Annotated in this window: 22 protein-coding genes and 1 tRNA gene; 8 read left to right on the top strand and 15 right to left on the bottom strand. The window is 57.2% G+C overall.

Features of this window, described 5'->3' with window-relative positions; translation table 11 throughout:
- Positions 1-361 precede the first annotated feature (361 nt).
- Positions 362-1,558: an acetyl-CoA C-acetyltransferase gene (locus tag QMG40_RS07515; protein WP_283530049.1), complete on the top strand. Its 1,197-nt coding sequence runs from the start codon at positions 362-364 to the stop codon at positions 1,556-1,558.
- Positions 1,559-1,679: 121 nt separating this feature from the next.
- Here the strand turns inward: QMG40_RS07515 and rplL are convergent, their stop codons facing one another.
- The 8 genes from rplL to QMG40_RS07475 all read right to left on the bottom strand — a co-directional run bounded on the left by rplL (position 1,680) and on the right by QMG40_RS07475 (position 7,199).
- Positions 1,680-2,057 (bottom strand): 50S ribosomal protein L7/L12, encoded by a 378-nt coding sequence (gene rplL / locus QMG40_RS07510; RefSeq protein WP_283530047.1) that lies wholly within the window; start codon positions 2,055-2,057, stop codon positions 1,680-1,682.
- Between the two features lie 157 nt (positions 2,058-2,214).
- Positions 2,215-2,799, bottom strand: coding sequence for a 50S ribosomal protein L10 (rplJ, locus tag QMG40_RS07505; RefSeq protein ID WP_283530045.1), 585 nt, complete (start codon positions 2,797-2,799; stop codon positions 2,215-2,217).
- 345 nt (positions 2,800-3,144) lie between these two features.
- Entirely contained in the window at positions 3,145-4,227 is a 1,083-nt protein-coding gene (locus QMG40_RS07500) for a GNAT family N-acetyltransferase (RefSeq protein ID WP_283530042.1), read from the bottom strand.
- A gap of 164 nt (positions 4,228-4,391) precedes the next feature.
- Positions 4,392-5,099: a 50S ribosomal protein L1 gene (gene rplA, locus QMG40_RS07495; protein ID WP_283530040.1), complete on the bottom strand. Its 708-nt coding sequence runs from the start codon at positions 5,097-5,099 to the stop codon at positions 4,392-4,394.
- Between the two features lie 148 nt (positions 5,100-5,247).
- Positions 5,248-5,679: a 50S ribosomal protein L11 gene (gene rplK, locus QMG40_RS07490; protein WP_283530037.1), complete on the bottom strand. Its 432-nt coding sequence runs from the start codon at positions 5,677-5,679 to the stop codon at positions 5,248-5,250.
- Between the two features lie 129 nt (positions 5,680-5,808).
- Positions 5,809-6,630, bottom strand: coding sequence for a transcription termination/antitermination protein NusG (nusG, locus tag QMG40_RS07485; RefSeq protein ID WP_283530035.1), 822 nt, complete (start codon positions 6,628-6,630; stop codon positions 5,809-5,811).
- An 88-nt stretch (positions 6,631-6,718) separates the two neighbouring features.
- Positions 6,719-7,009: a preprotein translocase subunit SecE gene (secE, locus tag QMG40_RS07480; protein WP_283530138.1), complete on the bottom strand. Its 291-nt coding sequence runs from the start codon at positions 7,007-7,009 to the stop codon at positions 6,719-6,721.
- A gap of 117 nt (positions 7,010-7,126) precedes the next feature.
- Positions 7,127-7,199: transfer RNA gene (locus tag QMG40_RS07475), tRNA-Trp, on the bottom strand.
- Positions 7,200-7,484: 285 nt separating this feature from the next.
- Between QMG40_RS07475 and QMG40_RS07470 the strand changes: the two genes are divergently transcribed.
- A complete protein-coding gene (locus tag QMG40_RS07470) occupies positions 7,485-8,708 on the top strand; it encodes a pyridoxal phosphate-dependent aminotransferase (protein WP_283530033.1) in 1,224 nt (407 codons plus the stop codon).
- Positions 8,709-8,805: 97 nt separating this feature from the next.
- Here the strand turns inward: QMG40_RS07470 and QMG40_RS07465 are convergent, their stop codons facing one another.
- Positions 8,806-9,462, bottom strand: a complete 657-nt coding sequence (locus QMG40_RS07465) for a response regulator (protein ID WP_283530031.1) — start codon at positions 9,460-9,462, stop codon at positions 8,806-8,808.
- A complete protein-coding gene (locus tag QMG40_RS07460; RefSeq protein WP_283530029.1) occupies positions 9,459-10,748 on the bottom strand; it encodes an ATP-binding protein in 1,290 nt (429 codons plus the stop codon). The genes QMG40_RS07465 and QMG40_RS07460 overlap by 4 nt, the downstream gene beginning before the upstream one ends.
- A gap of 113 nt (positions 10,749-10,861) precedes the next feature.
- Between QMG40_RS07460 and QMG40_RS07455 the strand changes: the two genes are divergently transcribed.
- The 4 genes from QMG40_RS07455 (at position 10,862) to QMG40_RS07440 (ending at position 14,496) form a co-directional block, all read left to right on the top strand.
- Positions 10,862-12,220, top strand: coding sequence for a PspC domain-containing protein (locus QMG40_RS07455; RefSeq protein ID WP_283530027.1), 1,359 nt, complete (start codon positions 10,862-10,864; stop codon positions 12,218-12,220).
- 98 nt (positions 12,221-12,318) lie between these two features.
- Complete coding sequence (locus QMG40_RS07450; protein ID WP_283530025.1) at positions 12,319-12,549, top strand: hypothetical protein; 231 nt, start codon at positions 12,319-12,321, stop codon at positions 12,547-12,549.
- Between the two features lie 134 nt (positions 12,550-12,683).
- Positions 12,684-13,709 carry a 6-phosphofructokinase gene (locus QMG40_RS07445; RefSeq protein WP_283530023.1) on the top strand — a complete coding sequence of 342 codons (1,026 nt, stop codon included), beginning with the start codon at positions 12,684-12,686 and terminating at the stop codon, positions 13,707-13,709.
- A gap of 70 nt (positions 13,710-13,779) precedes the next feature.
- Positions 13,780-14,496: a GNAT family N-acetyltransferase gene (locus QMG40_RS07440; RefSeq protein ID WP_283530021.1), complete on the top strand. Its 717-nt coding sequence runs from the start codon at positions 13,780-13,782 to the stop codon at positions 14,494-14,496.
- Here the strand turns inward: QMG40_RS07440 and QMG40_RS07435 are convergent.
- From QMG40_RS07435 to QMG40_RS07415, 5 genes are all read right to left on the bottom strand, one after another.
- Positions 14,450-15,955, bottom strand: coding sequence for an MFS transporter (locus tag QMG40_RS07435; RefSeq protein ID WP_283530019.1), 1,506 nt, complete (start codon positions 15,953-15,955; stop codon positions 14,450-14,452). The genes QMG40_RS07440 and QMG40_RS07435 overlap by 47 nt on opposite strands.
- A 49-nt stretch (positions 15,956-16,004) precedes the next feature.
- Positions 16,005-16,577: a PadR family transcriptional regulator gene (locus QMG40_RS07430; protein WP_283530017.1), complete on the bottom strand. Its 573-nt coding sequence runs from the start codon at positions 16,575-16,577 to the stop codon at positions 16,005-16,007.
- A gap of 143 nt (positions 16,578-16,720) precedes the next feature.
- Complete coding sequence (ygfZ, locus tag QMG40_RS07425) at positions 16,721-17,818, bottom strand: CAF17-like 4Fe-4S cluster assembly/insertion protein YgfZ (protein ID WP_283530015.1); 1,098 nt, start codon at positions 17,816-17,818, stop codon at positions 16,721-16,723.
- 152 nt (positions 17,819-17,970) lie between these two features.
- Complete coding sequence (locus tag QMG40_RS07420) at positions 17,971-18,573, bottom strand: nitrobindin family protein (RefSeq protein WP_283530013.1); 603 nt, start codon at positions 18,571-18,573, stop codon at positions 17,971-17,973.
- A 184-nt stretch (positions 18,574-18,757) separates the two neighbouring features.
- The gene (locus QMG40_RS07415) at positions 18,758-19,492 is read right to left on the bottom strand and encodes a permease (RefSeq protein ID WP_283530011.1); all 735 of its coding nucleotides are present in this window, start codon (positions 19,490-19,492) and stop codon (positions 18,758-18,760) included.
- A 143-nt stretch (positions 19,493-19,635) separates the two neighbouring features.
- Here QMG40_RS07415 and QMG40_RS07410 point away from each other — a divergent pair, with 143 nt between their 5' ends.
- Positions 19,636-20,334 (top strand): winged helix-turn-helix transcriptional regulator, encoded by a 699-nt coding sequence (locus QMG40_RS07410; RefSeq protein WP_283530009.1) that lies wholly within the window; start codon positions 19,636-19,638, stop codon positions 20,332-20,334.
- A 354-nt stretch (positions 20,335-20,688) separates the two neighbouring features.
- Positions 20,689-21,675, top strand: a complete 987-nt coding sequence (mshD, locus tag QMG40_RS07405) for a mycothiol synthase (protein WP_283530007.1) — start codon at positions 20,689-20,691, stop codon at positions 21,673-21,675.
- Positions 21,676-21,685: the final 10 nt, after the last annotated feature.

Genomic DNA, 21,685 nt, shown 5'->3' with positions numbered 1-21,685 from the left:
AACTGCTCCTTGTTCAATGCTGTCCTTGGCTCTTGACCGAAACAAAGCCCACCGCTATATGAAGGCTGAAGGTTAAGAGGGACACGCAAAGATCTACTCTACAGGCAAACATGCACTCGTGTCTACCCCACGATCCTAAAAACTGCAAGTACCGATGTAAATGCGCCGTAGATCCTTAGTTTTCCGCCCCGCTGTCTAGCTCTCGCTGCGGGTACGCACGTGCCCTGGCACTGAAATATTTCTTAAAGAGCCCCGTTCATCCGGATTCCATTGCTGAGGGCCGATGCTGTTAGGTTTTAGTCAGGATACGTAAGGTTCAACGAGGAACTGCACGGTACAACGTTCAAGGAGTATGGCAGCCATGACGGCACAAACGAATGATGTGGTAATTCTCGCAGGCGCCCGTACCCCCCAGGGGCGGCTCAACGGTCAGCTGGCGCCGTTTACCGCTGTTGAATTGGGTTCCAAGGCCATCGCAGCTGCAGTCTCGCGCTCCGGTATTGACGTTGAGGACATCAATTTCGTGATCATGGGCCAGGTGCTGCAGGCGGGTGCCGGACAAAACCCAGCCAGGCAAAGCTCTGTTGGTGCAGGAGTCGGCTGGAACGTACCCGCTGTGACAATCAACAAGGTGTGCCTGTCAGGACTGACGGCTGTGATTGACGCCGCACGTTTGATCCGTAGCGGCGAAGCAAGCGTCGTGGTGGCCGGCGGTCAGGAATCAATGACACGCGCCCCACACATGTTGCCCGGATCACGGCAGGGCTGGACGTACGGTGCCATTCAGGCTCTTGATGTAGCGGCGCATGACGGACTGACCGATGCTTTTGACGACGACTCAATGGGCTTGTCAACCGAGCGCGGCAATCTACGATTGAATATCTCCCGCACGGCCCAGGATGAAGTCGCGGCAGCCTCGCACCAGCGGGCAGCGGCGGCAGCAGAGTCAGGAATTTTTGACGCGGAGATTGTTCCACTCACGGTTCCACAGCGTAAGGGCGAACCTCTCATACTAAGTCACGATGAAGGCATCCGACCCCAGACAAGTGTAGATACGCTTGCCGGACTGCGTCCCGCCTTTACTGCTGACGGAGCCATCACGGCAGGTAACTCCTCCCCCTTGTCCGATGGCGCCAGCGCCCTTGTGCTTTGCTCCCGTAGCTACGCTGAGGAACACGGCCTGGCTTGGTTAGCCGTGGTGGGGGCACCCGGGCAAGTGGCCGGACCTGACAACTCGCTGCATTCCCAGCCTTCAAACGCCATATCTACCGCACTACAAACGGCTGGCTGGGATGTCAACGAACTCGACTTCATTGAAATCAATGAGGCATTTGGTTCCGTGGCTGTCCAATCGTTGCGAGACTTGGACCTGCCACTGGCGAAGTGCAACATCCATGGCGGCGCCATTGCCCTAGGGCACCCGATCGGGGCCTCAGGAGCCCGCTTGGCGCTCCATGCCGCCCTTGAACTCAGTCGTCGAGGCTCCGGTAAGGCAGCGGTTTCCCTGTGCGGCGGTGGCGGCCAGGGCGAGGCCCTGCTCTTATTCCGCGACGCCTAACAGCACCACCGCTGAAGTGCGTTTAGCTGAGCTGTGTTTACCTGAACACGGAGCCTGCGTCCAGAAATAAAAATGCCCCGCACCAACTGGTGCGGGGCATTTTTGTGAAGTGCTGAGGTGATTACTTGAGGGTAACCGTGGCGCCGGCAGCTTCGAGAGCTTCCTTGGCCTTCTCTGCAGCTTCCTTGGTGACGCCTTCCAGAACAGCCTTGGGAGCCGAATCAACGACCTCCTTGGCTTCCTTCAGACCCAATGAAGTGATGGAGCGAACTTCCTTGATAACAGCAATCTTCTTATCGCCGGCTGCTTCGAGGATGACATCGAATTCAGTCTGCTCTGCTTCTTCTTCGCCAGCGCCGCCGCCGGCGGGGCCTGCAACTGCAACAGCAGCAGCGGTAACTTCAAAGGTCTCTTCGAAGAGCTTGACGAACTCGGAGAGCTCGATGATGGTCAGTTCCTTGAAAGCTGCAATGAGCTCGTCGTTGGTGAGCTTAGCCATGGGTGGCGCTCCTTCTGTTTACTGGCCCAGTGCGGACCAAATCTAAAACCTAAGTCCTCGTGGAGTTAGGGAAAAACTAATGAGCCACTGTTAGCTCAGGCGCCCGCATCTCCCGCGATGACACGTTAGCGGGCATCAAGGAGGAGCAGGCTGGGGGCTAAGCCTCGGTTGTCTGCGCTTCAGCAGCCGGAGCTTCTTCAGCAGCGGGCGCTTCAGCAGCCGGAGCTTCTTCAGCGACAGGTGCTTCCTGCGCCGGAGCGCCATCTGCGAGCTTCAAACGCAAAGCTTCAAGCGTACGCGCAGCGGCAGCCATCGGAGCCTTGAGGATGCCGGCGACCTTAGCCAGCTGCAGTTCGCGAGACTCAAGGGCAGCCAGTGCCACGAGTCCAGCGGCGTCGAGAGCCTTGCCCTCGAAGAAGCCGGTCTTAATGACCAGCTGCTTGTTAACTTTTGCAAAATCCGTGAGGCTCTTTGCTGCAGCAACAGCGTCACCCTTGATGAAAGCAATGGCGGTGGGACCGCTGAGCTGACCCTCGAAAGCGTCTACACCAGCTTCCTTGGCCGCAATGGCTGTCAGGGTGTTCTTTACAACCGAGAACTTGGTGTCCTGGCCGAGAGAAACGCGCAGCTCCTTGAGCTGAGCTACTGTGAGCCCACGGTATTCGGTTAGGACTGCGGCAGTTGAATCATTGAAATCTTTTGTGATTTCTGCAACTGCAGCCACCTTAGTTGGCGTTGCCATAACCCTCCTTCCGGGAATTAGTGTCAGTCTTTCCAGCCCCTTCCATCGCCAGCAAGCTGGCAACGGATAAACAAAAACGCCCCGCACAGATGTACGGGGCGTTTTTCGCTGTGGATCAACGGACATTACTCCGGTTCAACACTGCTCATAAGCTTTGTGCACCTGCGTTGGCCGTCCATATGTAGGACTTTCGAATGTCAACCAACCCGCTTCCAACGCACTAGATGCATGCTGCATCGCGTGGCTGGGGGTGATTGCCATCGACCGACGGTCTTTGGTTACTTAAGATTAGCGCAGATATAGTACGGATTCCAAATCCGGTCCGCGCCGTCACACTCTCAAGTGTTACTGCATGTTGTTGAGGTCTTTGCGCCACTGTCCTGTTGCGCCGGCGTTGGCAAAACCCAACTGTGCATTAACTGAGAGTATCGAAGAATCCCCGGGGGAATTCCAGGTGTAGATGGTCTTGGTCGAAGGAAACTGCCGTGAGAGCATTTCCATGTTCGCCACCTTCATCGCCAATGCCACATCCTTTCCCTTGTGTGCTTTTTCTACAATCGTGTCATCCTGAAAAGCGACGTCGTTGCGGTGCCCCAGCAGTGAAATGGAAGTGAATCCCACCAGGCTTCCGGTTGCCAGACACTCTGCCGCACTAACCAATGTGCGCCGCTTAGTGGCGGAGGACAATTCCTCTGCCACCCGCATCTTTGCCACATCCAATTGAGCTTGGCCAGCGTCAACTGTAGGAGCAGGACCTTGCTCCAAACGAACGAACTCCTGTGCCCACTCTTCTGGACAGCGGTCCACCCACTGATGCACCGCGTACGAGGACTGGTGCGTGGCAACAGCTTTTTTGCGCAGTTCACTCACCAGTGCATGCGGTAGCGGCAACGGACAGACACTGAAGTCCTCAACCTGATCAAGATCGTAACCTGCGCTGTAGGCAAACCTGGCTTCCCTGCTGCTCAATGGCAAAGAAGCACCGCCATGGGTAGCAGGAATCGGATCCTTTGTGCCTTCACCGAGGGCGGCCGCCGGATGGTTTGTCTCCACCATGACGATCTTGCGGCTCTCTCCCCTCACAAACAGCTCAGCGGCCTCCAGTAACTTCCGGCCCAGACCGACGCCTTCGGCGGATGGGAGTACATCTAGGGTGACATGAGCCAAATCCGTGTTGTCTGCCAGTGGCATGGCTATGCCCACACGGCCAACGATCTCACTGGCGTTGCGGGCCACAAGAACCACGTACCACTCGTAAGGATCGTGACATTGGGCGAAGAGCTCCTCCGCCGTATATGCCAGTTCATCATTACCCCACGTGTGAACCCGAACTTGACGCGAAACTTCAACGGCCTGCAGGAAATCTGAGGCGGGCGCCCCGTCAAGTGATTCCGGAATCCGCAATTGCTCAATGGTCGTTTCTGTCATGACTTTTTCCCCGTATTTCTCATTCGTGCAGGGCGCCTCGGCACTGCTTCACCCTAGGGCGTCTCTTGCCATGGAAGTCTACCGACACCGTTGAACATACGAAAAAGAAAGGGGACTGACACAGTGAAACACTGTGTCAGTCCCCTTTCTACAAAGCTCAAGGACTAGTCCTCAATAACCACCTTGGTGGCCTGGGGATCCACGGGAATGCCAGGGCCGAAGGTCGTTGAGACAGTGGCCTTCTGCAAGTAACGGCCCTTGGAAGCTGAAGGCTTCAAACGAAGCACCTCTTCCAGAGCTGCTGCGTAGTTCTCGCCCAACTTTACGGCGTCGAAGGAAACCTTGCCGATGATGAAGTGCAGGTTGGAGTGCTTGTCGACGCGGAAGTCGATCTTTCCACCCTTGATGTCATTGACAGCCTTGGCGACGTCGTTGGTGACGGTACCTGTCTTGGGGTTAGGCATGAGGTTACGAGGCCCCAGAACCTTACCCAAACGGCCAACCTTACCCATGAGGTCAGGTGTGGCTACGGCTGCGTCGAAGTCGGTCCAGCCGCCCTGGATCTTTTCGATCAAGTCATCGGTGCCAACAAAGTCGGCGCCGGCTGCGATAGCAGCTTCGGCACGCTCACCTGTTGCGAAAACCAGAACGCGGGCAGTCTTACCGGTACCGTGAGGCAGGTTTACTGTGCCACGGATCATCTGGTCGGCCTTACGAGGGTCTACACCCAAACGGAAGGCAACCTCAACGGTGGCGTCGAACTTGGACGGGTTTGTTTCCTTGGCGAGCTTGATGGCGTCGAAGGGTGCGTATGTGTTGTCCACATCGATCTTCGCCTGAGCTGCCTCATATGCTTTACTGCGCTTTGCCATGCTGCGATTCTCCTTGTGCAGTTGTGGTCGTTAGGACCGCGCGGGCCCTGCCACTACGTCCGCCGCTACCCACCAAAGGTGAGGTGTACGGCGTCGTTCTTAATGTTTAGATGTGCCCAAACGGGCGTAAGGCGAAAGTCAAAAAGACTTAGGCCTCGACGGTGATACCCATGGAACGAGCGGTACCGGCGATGATTTTCTCTGCACCTTCAACGCTTGTTGCGTTGAGGTCAACCATCTTCTGGGTGGCGATCTCGTTGACCTGTGCCTTGGTCAGCTGGGCAACCTTGACGGTGTGCGGGGTAGCTGAACCCTTGGCGACGCCTGCAGCCTTTTTGATGAGCTCTGCAGCCGGCGGGGTCTTGGTGATGAATGTGAATGAACGGTCTTCGTAAACCGTAATTTCAACGGGGACTACGTTTCCGCGCTGGGATTCTGTTGCAGCGTTGTACGCCTTGCAGAATTCCATGATGTTGACGCCGTGCTGACCAAGCGCGGGTCCGATGGGCGGTGCCGGGTTAGCGGCGCCTGCCTGGATCTGCAGCTTGATAAGGCCGGTGACCTTCTTCTTGGGAGCCAATGTAGGGTCCTTCTCTCAATATCTTCCAAGGACGACGGAGCGCGTCCAAGGTGGGTGGCCGAATGGCGTCCGGCCGAACGTTTCCTTGAGGACTAAGCAAGTTCTAAAGGAAACGAAAATTGTGGGTAACTAGATCTTGGTGACCTGGTTGAATGCAAGCGTGACGGGTGTTTCACGCTCAAAGATCGAAACCAGCACAACAAGCTGCTGCGCTTCGGGTTTGATCTCGGAGATCGAAGCCGACAAGCCCTCGAAAGGACCGTCCTTGACGATGACTGCTTCGCCAACTTCAAAGTCGATGACGGCGTCGACGGGATCGTGACGCAACGGAACGCCGCTCTCTTCAGCCTGCTGCTCCTCAAAGATGGGAGCCAGCATGGAGAAAACTTCATCAAGACGCAGCGGGACAGGGTTGTGAGCGTTACCAACGAATCCTGTGACTCCGGGAGTGTGGCGCACAACCCCCCACGAGGCATCTGTCAGTTCCATACGTACCAAAACGTAGCCCGGGATTCGTACGCGGCTAACAACTTTACGCTGGGCGTTCTTGATCTCCACGACTTCTTCCATGGGGACCTGAATTTCGAAGATGTAATCTTCCATGTTCAGCGACAGGCTGCGTGATTCAAGGTTTACCTTGACGCGGTTTTCATAACCGGCGTAGGAATGGATGACGTACCAGTCGCCCTCTTGGCGGCGCAGTTTGGCCTTGAACTCTTCTGCCGGGTCAACTTCGGGCTCGGCGGCTTCATCAACGGTCTCTGCCGTTGATTCAGCGTCTTCCTCATCGCCAGCCACAGCGTCGGTGGCCACAGCGTCGGTTACCTCGGGGGCTTCGTCGGTTTCGACGTCGTCCGCGGGCGCAGAAAGGTCGGCACTGATGGCAGCATCAGCAACCACAGTGTCCTGGTCCTGCTCACTGTTTGTTGCCTCGGGCTCCAGCTCAGACACGAATTTCCTGCTTTCCTTGTGCGGTTCTTAAATGGCTCAAACCGACCCCATGCCAAAGTGTTCAGCGAGGTCGGCCACGGTGAGCGTCTTACTGCTCGATGTTTACGTTTCCACCAAAGATCCAGAGCACGGCCCTGCCGAAACCCAGATCCAGGACGGTAACAATACCCATCACGATTACCACGAATACCAACACAACAGCTGTCATGTTGATCAACTCTTTTCGAGTGGGGGTCACAACTTTCTTCAACTCGCCAATGACTTGGCGCATAAAGATAGCTATTCGGGCAAAAAATCCGGGCTTGCCGGGCTTTGTCGCCTTCTTGGCAGGGCCCTTGGAGCTGCTTGCCGCAGTTTCGGTCACCAGTGCCTCACTCATCATTTGTTGGAATGCCCGCAGACCCGTTCGTTCGGACCGTGCGATGTGCAAATCATTCGCCCAGACACGGTGGTTTACTACACAAATTCCATGCAATAAAACTTTTGTGCCTATGCGCAGGGCAGACAGGACTCGAACCTGCAACCTGCGGTTTTGGAGACCGCTGCGCTACCAATTGCGCCACTACCCTTTGGAAACCACCCACAAGCGACCGAAGTCTCAAGCGGTTGAAGATCCTTACTTGATGCTAAGAACCATGAATAATCTACAGTCTTAAAGTCGTGCTTCCAAAACAGAGCTGGAGACCGACTTCAAGGCGTGAACCATCATCGTGCTTGAACACCGGTTACCCATTCTACGCATCCTTATGGGCGTACGTCGAACCGGACACAGTAGGCGCATAAAACCGTATGCGCCTAAAGTGGGTCATGACGAAGTTTAGATTTTGAAGCTCCCTGCCAAAGAAAGAATCCTGATGTCTGCCGAACTGACAGCCGAGCAAGCCTCCGGGCGCCGTATTTCCGCAAGGATCGCCGCCATTGCCGAATCCGCCACACTGGCTGTGGACGCCAAAGCCAAGGCCTTGAAGGCCGCCGGGCGTCCCGTCATTGGCTTTGGAGCTGGTGAGCCTGATTTCCCCACCCCTGATTACATTGTTGAGGCAGCCATTGCCGCAGCCCGCCAACCGAAGTTCCATCGCTACTCCCCTGCGGCTGGACTGCCGGAGCTGCGTAGCGCCATTGCTGCTAAGACGTTGCGGGATTCAAACTATGAAGTTGACCCCGCCCAGGTCGTTGTCACCAACGGTGGCAAACAAGCTGTGTACGAGTCCTTTGCGACTCTTCTGGATCCGGGCGATGAAGTTATAGTTCCCTCCCCGTTCTGGACTACTTATCCAGAGGCCATCCGCTTGGCTGGCGGTGTTCCGGTTGAGGTTTTTGCTGGCCCCGAGCAGGGTTACCTTGTGAGCATCGAGCAGTTGGAAGCCGCTCTGACGCCCCGCACTAAGGTGCTGCTGTTTGTTTCCCCTTCCAACCCCACAGGCGCTGTGTACTCCCCCGAACAAACGCGTGAAATTGGTTTGTGGGCCGCATCGAAAGGGCTTTGGGTCATCACGGATGAAATCTATGAGCACCTGACCTACGACGGTGTGCCCTTCACCTCCATTGCCACGGCAGTCCCTGAACTGGGTGACCGTGTGGTGATACTCAATGGTGTGGCTAAAACTTATGCCATGACAGGGTGGCGCGTAGGCTGGATGATCGCGCCCCTTGATGTTGCCAAAGCGGCCACCAACATGCAGTCCCACGCCACCTCGAATGTGGCTAATGTGTCCCAGATGGCCGCTCTCGCCGCAGTTTCGGGCCCGCTGACGGCCGTGGATGAGATGAAGGTAGCCTTTGACCGCCGCCGCAAGGCCATGGTTGCCGGGCTGAATGCGATTGACGGCGTGAAGTGCCCCACCCCACATGGCGCTTTCTACGCCTACGCCGACGTTCGCGGTCTGCTGGGCCGTGAAATTGGTGGAATCCGCCCCGCAACCTCCGCCGAGCTGGCCACGTTGATCCTGGACAAAGTTGAAGTTGCAGTAGTTCCGGGCGAGGCGTTTGGGCCCAGCGGCTTCCTGCGCCTCTCCTATGCCTTGGGCGACGACGACCTGGCAGTCGGCATTGCACGTTTGCAGGAGTTCTTGGGCTAATCCCGCCACTTCTGCGCACGGTTTGACGCGAATAGTGCGCCACAGGCATTGTGGCGCACTATTCGCGAGCAATGGTGCGGGGAAGTGGCGGTTGAGGCTACAGGAGCCGCCGGTCTGCGGCCCAACGCGTTAATTCGTGGCGTGAAGACAGCTGCAACTTACGCAGAACTGCCGAAACGTGAGTTTCCACTGTCTTGATCGCAATAAACAGCGCCTTCGCCACTTCCTTGTACGAATAGCCGCGCGCAATCAGCCGCATGACCTCAAGTTCGCGGGCCGAGAGCCTATCCAACTCATCCTCTACCGCTACCTCGGCCGTACCAAAGGCATCCAGCACAAAACCGGCCAGCCTGGGTGAAAATACTGCGTCTCCGCCTGCCACACGACGAACTGCGTCCGAGATCGCTTCCCCGGAGATTGACTTCGTAACATAGCCACGTGCCCCGGCCCGGATCACCGAAACAACATCTTCGGCCGAGTCGGAGACACTTAAGGCCAAAAATTTCGTTGTTGCCAGCAAAGACGCACACCCTGCGATGACTTCCCGCCCGCCTTGTCCCCGCCCGCCTGGCAGGTGTACGTCAAGGAGGACCACGTCGGGTTGCTGTGTATTCACGGCAGCAATGGCTTCTTCAACTGTGGCTGCTTCTGCCACAACCGCTATGTCTTGGGCAAGATCGGCCTTGAGCCCGGACCGGAAAATGGCGTGATCATCCACGATCACTACCCGGACGGGTGTTGGAAGCAATGTCATTTAGTGTCCTCGGTGACGGGTGTTCCGATGGGCAGGTGCAGTCGCACCTCGGTGCCCTCAGCTGAACTAATGATCTCAGCCGTACCACCGTTGCGTTGCATCCGCCCGACGACGGACTCCCGGACTCCCAGCCTGTCTGACGGTACGGCACTGATATCAAAGCCGGGGCCGCGGTCCTTAATAAAAACATCCACACCTCTGACCCCGGCTTCAACATAAACCGAAACAGTTGTTCCACCGTGCCGCACACCATTCAGCACGGCCTCACGCACGGCTTGGACAAGCGCGTTCCCATGTTCGGTCAGCTCAGCATCCCCCACGGCGACCACTTCAACGGCCTGCCCGTAGAGGTCTTCCGCTTCAGCACAAACTGCTTTAACCCGCTCGACGAGGGCACCTGAACTGTGCGCATTGTCCTGATAGATCCACTCCCGCAATTCACGTTCTTGAGCCCGGGCCAGCCGGGTCACATCAGCGGCGGAATGGGCTCTCTTTTGGATCAAAGCCAGGGTTTGCAGGACAGAGTCGTGGAGGTGCGCGGCGATTTCAGCCCGTTCGGTTTCCCGGATGCGCCCGGCCCTTTCGTTTTGGAACTCCCTCCAGAACTTCAGCGCCCACGGGGCAAGGACGAGCCCCACACCGGCAAGCACAGCGAGTGAGGCCACCACGGAGGACCACACCAGCTGCCAGGAACCCGATCCTGCCACAATGACAATTACACCGGCAATGACAAGGACAATGCCACCACCTAAACGCAGCAAAGCCATGGGGGTGTCCATTTTTGCGGCGTTGAGCAGCCCCACCCGTCTGGTGTTATCCAGTTGCATCCAGGCCAAAACAGCGCCCAGGGCAATGATGAGCAATGGAATCAAGGTTCCCAGCTGCAGGTTCCACCCTGCCTGTTGACCGAAGACGGCAAGGGCGGCGATAACAAGTCCGCCGCCAATGAGCACGTCTTTGAAACCAAGCGCAAATTTTTGGCGTTCGCTATTGCTGTTCCCGCTTTGCTTTTCCCCCATCGTTGACGGTTCCGGGGCGGGACGGAACAGTTTTAGCCGGGGATTGCCGTCCCGATCAAGCAAGGGGCTTTCCGCCTCTGCCTGATCGCCGGCCATGGGCACCAAAAGCCATAGCCATACATAAAACACCAACCCGGCACCAAAGAAAAAGCTTGTGCCAATCAAGATGACGCGTAGAAGCCGCACCTTGATGCCAAGGTGCTCGGCCAGTCCACCGCAGACCCCGGCGATGATTCGCTCTTGGGAGCGGTACATCTTTGCGCTCATGGTTCAATCCAAGCACGCCCCGGCCTGCACCTAAGACTATTGAGGGCTCATTCAGGGTTCTTTCAGGGTGAGCCCCGATGTTCAGAGCCCTATCATTTAGAGACCATTGAACTATGAACATTCCACAGGACACCCCAGAGCAGAACACACCAGAGCAGAACACACCAGAGCAGAACACGCCAGAACCGCCGCCGCTTCCCACCCCCGAGCCAGCCAGTTCGGCAAAGTTTTTCCAGTGGCTGCGTGGTTTAGGTGTGCAGCGTGGCAGCAACCGTTGGGTAGGCGGGGTGTGCAGCGGCCTGGCCAATAAATGGGGCATCGATCCCGTCATAGTGCGCGGCTTGACGGTTGTCCTGACGCTCTTTTTTGGCGTAGGTCTGTTGGCTTACGGTGTTGCCTGGGCCTTGTTGCCCGAACCCGACGGCCGCATCCACGTTGAGCAGGTGAGCCGTGGTCACTGGTCAACAGGGATGACAGGGGCGGCTCTGCTCACGGTCTTAGGTTTCGCTGGTCCCGGTCAGGGTTTCCTCTTCGACGGCTATGACTCCTGGTTCCCGTGGCCGTTGTTCTGGATTGCCGCAGTCGCCGGTGTTATCTATTGGGCGGTGAACCGTCACAAGCCCACGGAGACCAAGTCCCCATATCCCTTGCCTGGTCAGCATCCCTTGCCTGGTCAGCAAAATACCGGAGTCAGAAGCCAGCCTTACCAGAGCGCCCCGTACTTCCCAGCTGCAGCGCCCGGTTCCTTCGCAGCCCCACAACAGCAGTACGCGCCCCAGCAACCCGTCACCTTCGATCCACGGATGTACGTTAAGCACCCGGTAAAGACCACACCGCACCTCGGCGCTGCGGCGACTCTTTTGTCTCTGGGCCTGGCGGTGGTGGTTGGCTCCATAGTGCTGATCTTGAATGCCACCAACATCATAGATCTCAACGGCTACCAGGTGGCCACAGCAGCCGCAGCCGCCGCCATAACAGCGGGCCTGGCCATCGTAGGGGCCGGCGCCATGGGCCGCACAGCAGGCGGCGTGGGCTCCTTCGCCATCGTGATGCTAGTGCTTGCCAGCTTGCTGAGCATCCCCCCTCATTCAGGGGAATTCACAGCCCTGAATAACGTGAGCTGGTCACCAACCAGCATTGAGGCCGCGGAAGCTGGACAGACTGTGGTGTTGGGTAATTCAACCATTGACCTTACCCGGCTCGACGGCGCAGCGTCCCTAAGCAGCGATGTCCTGATTCCGCTAGAGACCGCCGCCGCACGGATCACCATCAAGGTTCCCACCAGCGTGCCCGTGACTATCAAGAGCGAATTGGTTGCGGCTTCACTGTCAATTGACGGCATGAACGACGGCGCCACCCTGACACAGGACCTGAGCACCGAAGTTAACCCGGGCGTCACAGGCAATGGGCTCGTCATCACCCTTCAGGGTGTGGCCAGCAACATCAAGGTGATTCCGGTGGTCGGCCAATGATAACTCCGGGCGCCACCACCCTCCCAGCTACTACAAACCCAGCCGCTACAAACCCAGCCGCCGCGAACATGGCACCCCCTAACACAACGGAGCACATCATGGAAAATCCCACAGATCATCTGGATACACCTGGTGACCCGGCCCGGCACCCGGTGCGGGTGGGCACCCTGGTGTGGGGCGCCGTCGTCCTTGTCCTGGGAACCCTCATCATCCTCACCAGGCAAGCTGGCATCTTTTTAGACGCTGGGCAAACATCAATGTGGCTGCTGCTGGGGGCCGGTGTGGCCATGGTTGCCGGTGGCTCGGTGAAGCTTCTGCGCAAGAAATAGCTGTAGTCCGGAAGTGGGTCCACGGACCGGTCATGGAGTTGCCGAGATCACATGAACGTCTAGACTGATCTACAGAGGAGCTCAATGGTGCGCTCAACCATCCATTGACCCACCCTCTAAGGATCTAAATACACATGAAGATTGGAATTCTCACCAGCGGCGGAGACTGCCCTGGCCTGAATGCGGTAATACGCGGCATTGTCCTCAAAGGCATCAAAGTTCACGGACACGAGTTTGTTGGTTTTCGTGATGGCTGGCGCGGAGTGGTCGAGAGCGACATCATGGACCTGCCACGCCAGATGGTGCGTGGTATCTCCAAGCAGGGCGGCACCATTTTGGGCACCTCACGGACCAACCCGTTTGAAGGTAATGGTGGCCCGGAAGTCATCAAAGCCAACATGGACCGCCTAGGGATAGATGCAATCATTGCCATTGGCGGCGAAGGAACACTTGCGGCGGCGCGCAGGCTCACGGATGCCGGCCTGAAAATCGTGGGTGTTCCCAAAACCGTTGACAACGACCTTGACGCCACCGATTACACCTTTGGTTTTGATACGGCAGTGCAGATCGCAACCGAGGCCATCGACCGGCTGCGCACCACCGGCGAATCGCACCACCGGTGCATGATCGCCGAGGTTATGGGCCGCCACGTTGGATGGATCGCATTGCATGCCGGCATGGCCACCGGCGCCCACGCTGTCCTGATCCCGGAGCAGAACACCAGCATGGACCAGATCATCGCTTGGGTGAATGAAGCCCACGACCGCGGCCGTGCACCACTGGTGGTTGTGGCTGAAGGATTCGTCCCAGACCACCAGGATTCAGCTCATTCAGAGCGCGGCTTGGATACTTTTGGCCGTCCACGCCTGGGTGGCATCAGCGAGCAGTTGGCCCCGGAAATCGAGGCACGCACTGGGATCGAAACCCGAGCAACCATTCTTGGCCACATTCAGCGCGGCGGCGTGCCTTCGAGTTTTGACCGCGTGCTCGCCACACGTCTGGGCATGGCCGCAGTTGACTCCGTGGTGGAGGAACGCTGGGGAACCATGGTCTCGCTCAAGGGTACCGAGATTGAGCATGTGCCCTTCGAGGCAGCTCTTGGGAACTTGAAAACCGTTCCCCAGCATCGTTACGACGAGGCCGCAATTTTGTTCGGCTAACAGTCACTGGATCTTCTTGCTTTGAGCGCCCTGGCACACACAAGTGCGCCAGGGCGCTAACGTTTAAACCATGACATTCGAGATTTCCTCCGCGCCCATCGTTTTTTTGGCGTGGGAGCGCGGTCTGGGACTACCCGCAGATTCACTCTTAGCCGACACTGGAAATGCGCGGATCATTCATCCGGTGCCGTCACAGACACTGACCTTTATCAGGTTGTGGGACAGATCAATCCTCACCGGACCTGTCCATCTTCTGAGTGCCGCAGATGCCTTTGATGACGACGAACTCAGCGATCACAGTACTATGCTGCGTCTGACCAGGGCCGACGGCGGTCGGGGCATGGGCACGCAGGCGCTGTACTACGCGGACGATCTGGAGCTGCACCAACCCGAAGGAACGGTTCACGTTTCCACAGCCCCGGAGCAGGCTATGGAGTTGGAATCCTTGTGTCCCCCTGACGATGTCAATGACGTTGCGCTGGCAACACGGGCAAATAAGTTCACTGTGATGCAGACAGGCACCCCCGACGCCGGACCCCTTGCCTGTAGCGCCTATGGCGAGTATCAGGGCCTGCTGGCACAGTTGGGAACTTTGGTGGCACCTGAGTTTCGCCGCCAAGGAGTTGGCGCCTTGGCCACAAGCATTGCGGCCCACGAAGCGCTGTCGGCCGGGCTCATTGTGCAGTGGCGGGCAGACGTGAACAACGCCGGCGCCCACGCCTTGGCGACATCGTTGGGACTTAGCGTTGCCGGGTTACAGACTCAGGTGCATCTACAGAGTCACTAAACTCGGCGTAGATGGCAGATACATCACGCGGTTTAGCGAACATAATAGCCATCGCCGCACCCAAAATCACTGCTGCTGCAGGGAGCAGCGTTGACTGGGCCATCGCTGTGGAGAACCCTGCCTGCAAGAATTCCGGCAGTTGCCCGGATACTCCCGTTGCCCCGCCCGCCGCTCCCGCCGGCATTTCTGCCGCCAACCGGGCCGAGATCAGGGCTGCAATGGCCGCACTGCCCAAGACTGAACCAATCTGCCGCGTGGTGTTGTATACCCCGGCACCTGCTCCGGCCTCGTTCGGGCGCAGATTACGGGTTGCTGTCGTGGATAGTGGTGCCCAAATTCCGGAGCTGGCGATGCCGAGTAGCCCGCTTGGGAGAAGAAAGAGCCAAATGGGTGTTTCGGGGCTCATCAGCGCAGCGGTCCACGCCAAGGACACTGACATGAGAATGAAACCTGTGAAGGCCACGTAGCGCGGGTTGACCGCGTCAACGAGCTTGCCCACAAAGGGGGCCAAAATGCCTGAGAACAACGCCATGGGGACCATCATGAGCGCAGATTGGGTGGGTGTCATTCCACGCACCAGCTGGTAGTAGAAGAACAACGGCAGGCTCATGGCTGTGATGCTGAAGCCCATGGTTGTAATAGCTATATTGGCCAGTGAAAAGTTCCGCACCTTGAACAAATGCAGCGGTACCAGTGGTTCGCCCTTATTGATCGCCTGCCACCAGACGAAGGCGATGAGGAACAGAACCCCAGCAATAATTAGTCCCCATACGCTCAACGGGCCCGCGATGGTGCCCCAGTCATAGGTGGCCCCTTCTTGGATGCCAAAAACTAGCAATAGCAAGCCCACAGAACTGAGCAGAACACCCAGCAGATCAAATTTGTGGTCGTGCGTTTTCAGCGTTGGCACCAGACGCCATGCCATGACAAAAGCAACGACCCCAACGGGCACGTTGACAAAGAAGATCCATTCCCAGCCCAGACTGTCGACCAGAACACCACCAAGAATAGGTCCAACCAGCATGGCAACACCAGCAGTGGCACCCCAGAGGCCCATTGCGGGGCCGCGCTTGTCTGGAGCAAAGATGCGGGTGATGACGGCCATTGTCTGAGGAGTCATCATGGCAGCGCCCAGGCCCTGGGCAACGCGAGCAAGAATAAGTGTAGAAATATCCCCAGAAAAACCGCACCACAAAGAAGCCAGAGTAAAGACCGTCAGGCCCACAAGGTAGAGATTCTTCGGACCGTATTTATCACCCAGCCGCCCAGATACAAGCAGCGGAACGGCGTAGGCCAAAAGATAGGCGCTAGTCACCCAAATCACCGAGTTTATGTCGGTATTCAGGCCCTCCATGATCTTAGGGTTGGCCACCGAAACGATGGTTGAATCGACCAGGATCATAAAGAAACCTAGAACGAGTGCCCATAACGCGGGCCACGGTTTTGCCACGATTTCCATGGGTTGATCCTTAGTGTTAGAACTCTTGTTTATTGCTTATTTCAATGTCTTATTTGGTGCCGATCCCCCAGGGAAGTGAGCCGTTGCGGATATTGGCGCGCAGTTTGTGGATCCAGTCGAGCTCGGACCGCAACTGATGTTGTTGATAGTCCACATTGATCCAATACTGCTCCGGCACTTCCCGTGCACGTGCCACTGAAGTCTGAGATTCCAAGGTAGCCACTTCCTCTTCAAGTGCCACGGTGCGTTGCCCTAAAAGTTCAATAGCGCTGGCTGCCGGCAGATTGTGCGCTTCGGAAAGTGCCTGTGGAAAGCGAGGGTATTCTTTGACAGGTTGCGAGAGCAGTTGACACAGTTCAATGGTCAACTGCTCTCGGCCAGCCGCCAGAATTGCGTAGGTTGTCCGTTCCGGACGGTTACCGTCACGATCAGTTCCCACCGTTTCAACCAGTTCAGCCGCCGCCAGCCTGCCCATCGCATGGTAAAGCGTTCCGGGTCTGACCTTGAGTATCCGGTCTTCGTGGCGTTGCACCAGCAATTGATACATCTCATAAGGATGCATAGCCCGCTCAACGAGCAGGCCCAGAATAGCCATGGCAAGAGGTGAAAGCTGTTGTCGCACTTGTAACCCTTCTGATAGGTATCTCAGCGAGTTATTCGCAGGATGTTATTGGCAGAATCTGTCTGATTACCTATCTATTCCACACGAAGTATTCCACGCGGAATAGTGAGACACAAACCTACGCATCAACAGCCCCAACGCTGTTACCGAGGTGGACGAAGGAACCCGGTGGCCCGGCCTACGACTTGACCTGCTTGCGGGGCAACAATGACCTCTTGACTGGCGGGGTAGACCTCACCGTCGTCGGTTACACTCAACACTGCCTGCGGATCAACGGAGCGTTTGATCAGCGCAAGCGCAATAGGCCCCATCTCAAAGTGCTGGGCACTGGAAGTTACAGTGCCCACCACACGTTCCTCGAAGGAAACCTCGCTCCCGGCGGCCGGCAGGGTGTGAAGGGAGCCATCGAGCTGGAGAAACACGAGTCTGCGCGGCGGCCGCCCCAAATTGTGCACACGCGCAACCGATTCCTGGCCCTTGTAACATCCTTTGTCCATGTGCACGGCGGTACGCAGCAGGTCCAGTTCGTGCGGAATTGTTTTCTCGTCCGTTTCCGCGCCTCGGCGTGGACGCCAAGCAGCCACTCGGAGCGCTTCAGCTGCCCACACACCAGCCAACGGACGCTGCCCCACAGCATCCACCAATTCAGTAGCCGGAATCAAGTACTCGCGCCAAGGCCGCTCTAGTCCGGGATGCTCTTCCGCAGCAACGGCTGCATAACTGTACCCACCGGCACCAACATGCGGCCACGGATCAACCCACGCCACATAATTGCCCCATTCGGGAACTTCTGCAACAGAACCAACCACTGCCCAGCTTCTCGAGGCATCGGCAACCTCTACCCGCAACATGAACTTCATGGAGTTCAACCACTGCGCCAACGGTGCTGCCTCATCGGTTTCCACAATCAACCAGGTGCATTCACCGTCATCCACAACACGGGCATCAAATTCAATGCGGCCCTGGACAGTAAGCAGGAGCAGTTCAGTGCCTATTCCGGGCGCCAAATTTGTCAGCGCCTGGGATGAAAGCGTGTTGAGCCAACTAAGCCTGTCGGGGCCGGTCACAGTAACCACACCACGGTGGGAAAGATCTACGACGGCGGTTCCCGGCTTCCCCAGATACCCCGCCAACAGGCGCTGTTCACGGTTGGGTTCACCGTAGTGGGAAGCTACGCCAGCGTCTTGGCCGCCCGCTTGCACGGCACCGGCACGGTTCAACAACGGACTTAAATAGCTCATATACTCTCTAACGCCTTCTCTTGATGGCCTATTCCGGCACTTTCACAAAACCCATCCGGTGCAATAATTGGCCAGGCCGGACCATTGTAAATAGGACCAAAACTGCTCCGTAATCAGCAACGGCACAATGCGGCCGGCGTGGGGCTATGAAATTACAAAGTAACTTTGTGCAAGGCGGCGGAGGCGTGAGCGGCAAGAGCCTTACCCTGGGCGGCAACGTCCCAACGCCAGTACAAGTCGCTGTTAACGAGACCAAAAATACGGGTCGCCGCCGTGTAGTCCTTAGCTCCGGCTCCGCGCATGACAGCATCGGTTGAAAGCTGAATCTGGGGACCCTCAATGGTGCCGTAGTACAGCTCCGAGATGCCACCGGGGTGCACAATATTGGCCATGATGTTGAACCCACCATCAGCATTGCGGAGGGCCTCAACATCATCCGCTGTTCGAAGCGCAGGCACTATCTCCGCAGGTATCAGGCCGGGGCCGCCGTCGGAGTCGTTTAATTTTCGGTCAAGCTGCCAAAACCCTGTTTCCACGGAAAGTGGCCGCAAAACAGTACCCGCTTCATCTGTTAACCACGACTCAGCTGTGTATTGCAAATAGGGCAGTCCATTGGCTTTGAAGGTTACAGTCTGGGTGAAAAACTCAGAGTCAGCATCGCCAGCACCTAGCCGGCCCGCTCCACTCCATGTTCCAAGCAGCCACGACAACGGCACAAGTTCAGGAGTCAGGTCTGTGGGGATCTCAATGGGCATGGCAGGTTACTGCTGACCCTTGAAAAGCCGCCATACCACCAGCCCGGCAAACCAAGCCATGGCCACGCTGGCTACTACTAGGAGACTGATGTAGAAGATTTCTAAGGCAAGTACGCTCATAATGCCATCCTACAAGGTTCTCTTGGGTGTTCCAGCAATCTCCGTATGGCCTGCGTCTTGGTCGCTAGTACAGGATCATTTTTTCAACGAAATAAACAAGCGTGCCAAGGGACAGGATTGGGGCTAGCGCTGCCGCAACCACACCCAGGACCACGGCTGGCGTGCCGGCGAGGGTGCGGATTCGGCGGAAAGCCGCAATGACAGCTCCGACGAGGACCCCTAGAATTGCGGCCGGAATAATGCGGACATCAGAGAAAAGCAGTGCGGCAAGGGGCCCTGCTAAAGCAGCCACTCCTATCGCCAGGGGCCCAACAACCCTGTCAGGCCATGCCAACATGCCCACCAAAAGCGCCACTGCGGCGCTGATTGCCACGATAAGGGTCATGCCGGGCTCACCCAGGAACCGAAAAGAGGCCACCCATCCACACGTGAAGCCAGCGATGGCAACACCTGCTCCGGCGCCAAGGGTGGATTCAAGCCGGTGCTTTTGCCCTGTTCCGCGAATAATTTGTACGGCCATAACTGCGCCAAAACCAACGGCTATATAGATGGGGGTCCACACCAAGAAGTCGCCCCCCGTCGCCAATCCTGCGGTCACGGCTGCGCCAACCCCTGTCAAAGCAATGACGGTTCCCAAGGTTTTCTTGGCTGGAATACCTAAATATTGCGGCCAGCCATAGCCAAAGACCACCGCGAGGGCGATGCTCACGCCAACCGCATAACCAAGACCCAAAGAGTGCCCGGCCACCAGCAGTGCTAAAGCGATGATTCCAATAAGTCCGGCAGTATATGACTTCACACATCAATCCTGCCCTATTCCCCCGGTACAATGTGGAGCAACCCTGTGGACAGAGCATTTAGTTTTGGCTCGTGCCGCCATCTTTGGTTACGGCCCCGATCAAAGCTCAAGAACGCGCACTTGGGATACTTTTCAAGGAAGACATGTCGCAGATATTAATGCTGACCAACAACCGCGGCAGTTCCGTGGAGGTTTTGCCTGCGCTCGAACTTTTAAGCCACACCGTCCATATTCTTCCGGCAGTCCCTACTGCCTTGCTCGAGGCCAAACCCTCAGATTTGATCATGGTTGATGCTCGCAAGGACTTAGCCGGCTCCCGTTCATTAACTCAGTTGCTGCGGGCTACCGGCATCAGCGTTCCCCTATTGCTTGTTTTAACCGAGGGAGGTATGGCCGCTGTGACGGCTTCCTGGGCAGCCGATGATGTCGTAGTTGATTCGGCCAGCCCCGCTGAGGTTGAGGCGCGGATCCGGTTGGCGGTGACCCGGGCAGCCAACACCGAGGAAACCGCACCCCAGAAAATTCAGGCTGCAGGGATCGTTATCGATGAGGATAGTTACACGGCCAGGGTCCACGGCACAGTCCTGAACCTGACGTATAAAGAGTTTGAGTTACTCAAATATCTTGCTCAGCATCCCGGGCGTGTCTTTAGCCGGGCGCAACTGCTTAACGAGGTGTGGGGCTATGACTATTACGGGGGAACCCGCACAGTCGATGTGCACATTAGACGCCTGCGCGCGAAATTGGGGGCTGAGAATGAAAAACTTATCAGTACTGTGCGCAATGTCGGTTACCGACTTATTACATCCAAGACGGACCACAACGTCCTAAGCGCGACATAGCCTCAGGCCCAAAACACCAGCAGAACCTAAGAAGGCCCGTTTCCTTGATGGAAACGGGCCTTCTTCATTCGTGGAGGACATACGGGTCGAACGTATCGAGGACACCCCACTGGTGCATCCCCCCAGTTGAAACCGCAAGAATCAGAGGATTCCCAACAATTTCTAGCAACGTGGACTCCCACGATGTGCTGCTCACAAACTCTATGTCAAGACTCCGGCCGGAGGCAAATTGGCTGCCCCAAAATGTGTCATGGGTCATTAGTGGGGCGCAAACAGCACCGTCACGGCACGATTCGAGCCGATCTGTCTCAAAGAGTCTCGCATTAGCTCAGGCAAGCCCACTAGGCTGGGGTTATGAGCCCCGCAAAGATTGACAGCTGGCCTGTGACGGTCATTCAAGGAGCCCCCGGGCCCGAGCTTCTCCAAGAGATGGCGAGCGTGATTGACGCTGCGGAGGACGCGGACGGCAATCCTCCCTTCTCCGAGCAAACTTTGGTGGAATTAAAGTCTGCGACTGCAGGTTCCCCCAGTGTGCTGACACTTCTAACGTATGCCCCCGAGGACGCCTCGCCCACTGTTGGCGAAGACCTTGCAGGCATAGCAGTTGTTGTGCTGGACGGCAGCGAAGGGGTGTTGGAGATTGTTGTGCATCCGGCATACCGCAACGACGGGGTGGGTGCAATTTTGGCCGACAAACTGGTTGAGGTACGAGGACTGCAGGGCATCAAGGCGTGGTCCCACGGCGGTCATGAAGCTGCGGCGGACCTGGCTGCCAGCTACGGCTACCGGGCCATCCGTGAACTGTGGCGTATGCGCCTTGTCCGGGCGTCACCGTCGTCCGGCACCACGGCTACACAATCGGCTGCTCACTACCAGAGGCCCGACGGGGTGCGGCTACGAACATTTGTTCCCGGCCAGGATGAGGAAGCCTGGTTAGCCGCCAACGCGGCAGCCTTTGCCCACCACCCGGAACAGGGATCACTCACCTTGGCTGATCTTCAGGCTCGCGAGGAGGAACCGTGGTTTGATCCGGCCGGTTTCTTCCTTGCAGTCAATGACGCCGACGAGATTCTGGGGTTCCACTGGACCAAGGTCCACCCTGCCCGTGCGGGGCAAGCTGCCATGGGCGAGGTTTATGTTGTGGGGGTAACTCCGGCAGCACAGGGGTTGGGTCTGGGTAAAATCCTGACACGACAGGGCATGGATCACCTGCAGAATGCAGGATTGAGCGCCATTATGCTTTACGTTGATGCAGACAATGAGGCGGCGGTTTCGTTGTATCGCAAGCTTGGTTTCACCAAATGGGATTCGGATGTCATGTACGGACCAATGTCGGCATAACCTGCACATT

The organism is Arthrobacter antibioticus (genome assembly GCF_030063205.1).
Taxonomy (GTDB): Bacteria; Actinomycetota; Actinomycetes; order Actinomycetales; family Micrococcaceae; genus Specibacter.
Note: the sequence above shows the minus strand (reverse complement) of the source record. Positions and strands in the feature narration are given on the sequence as shown.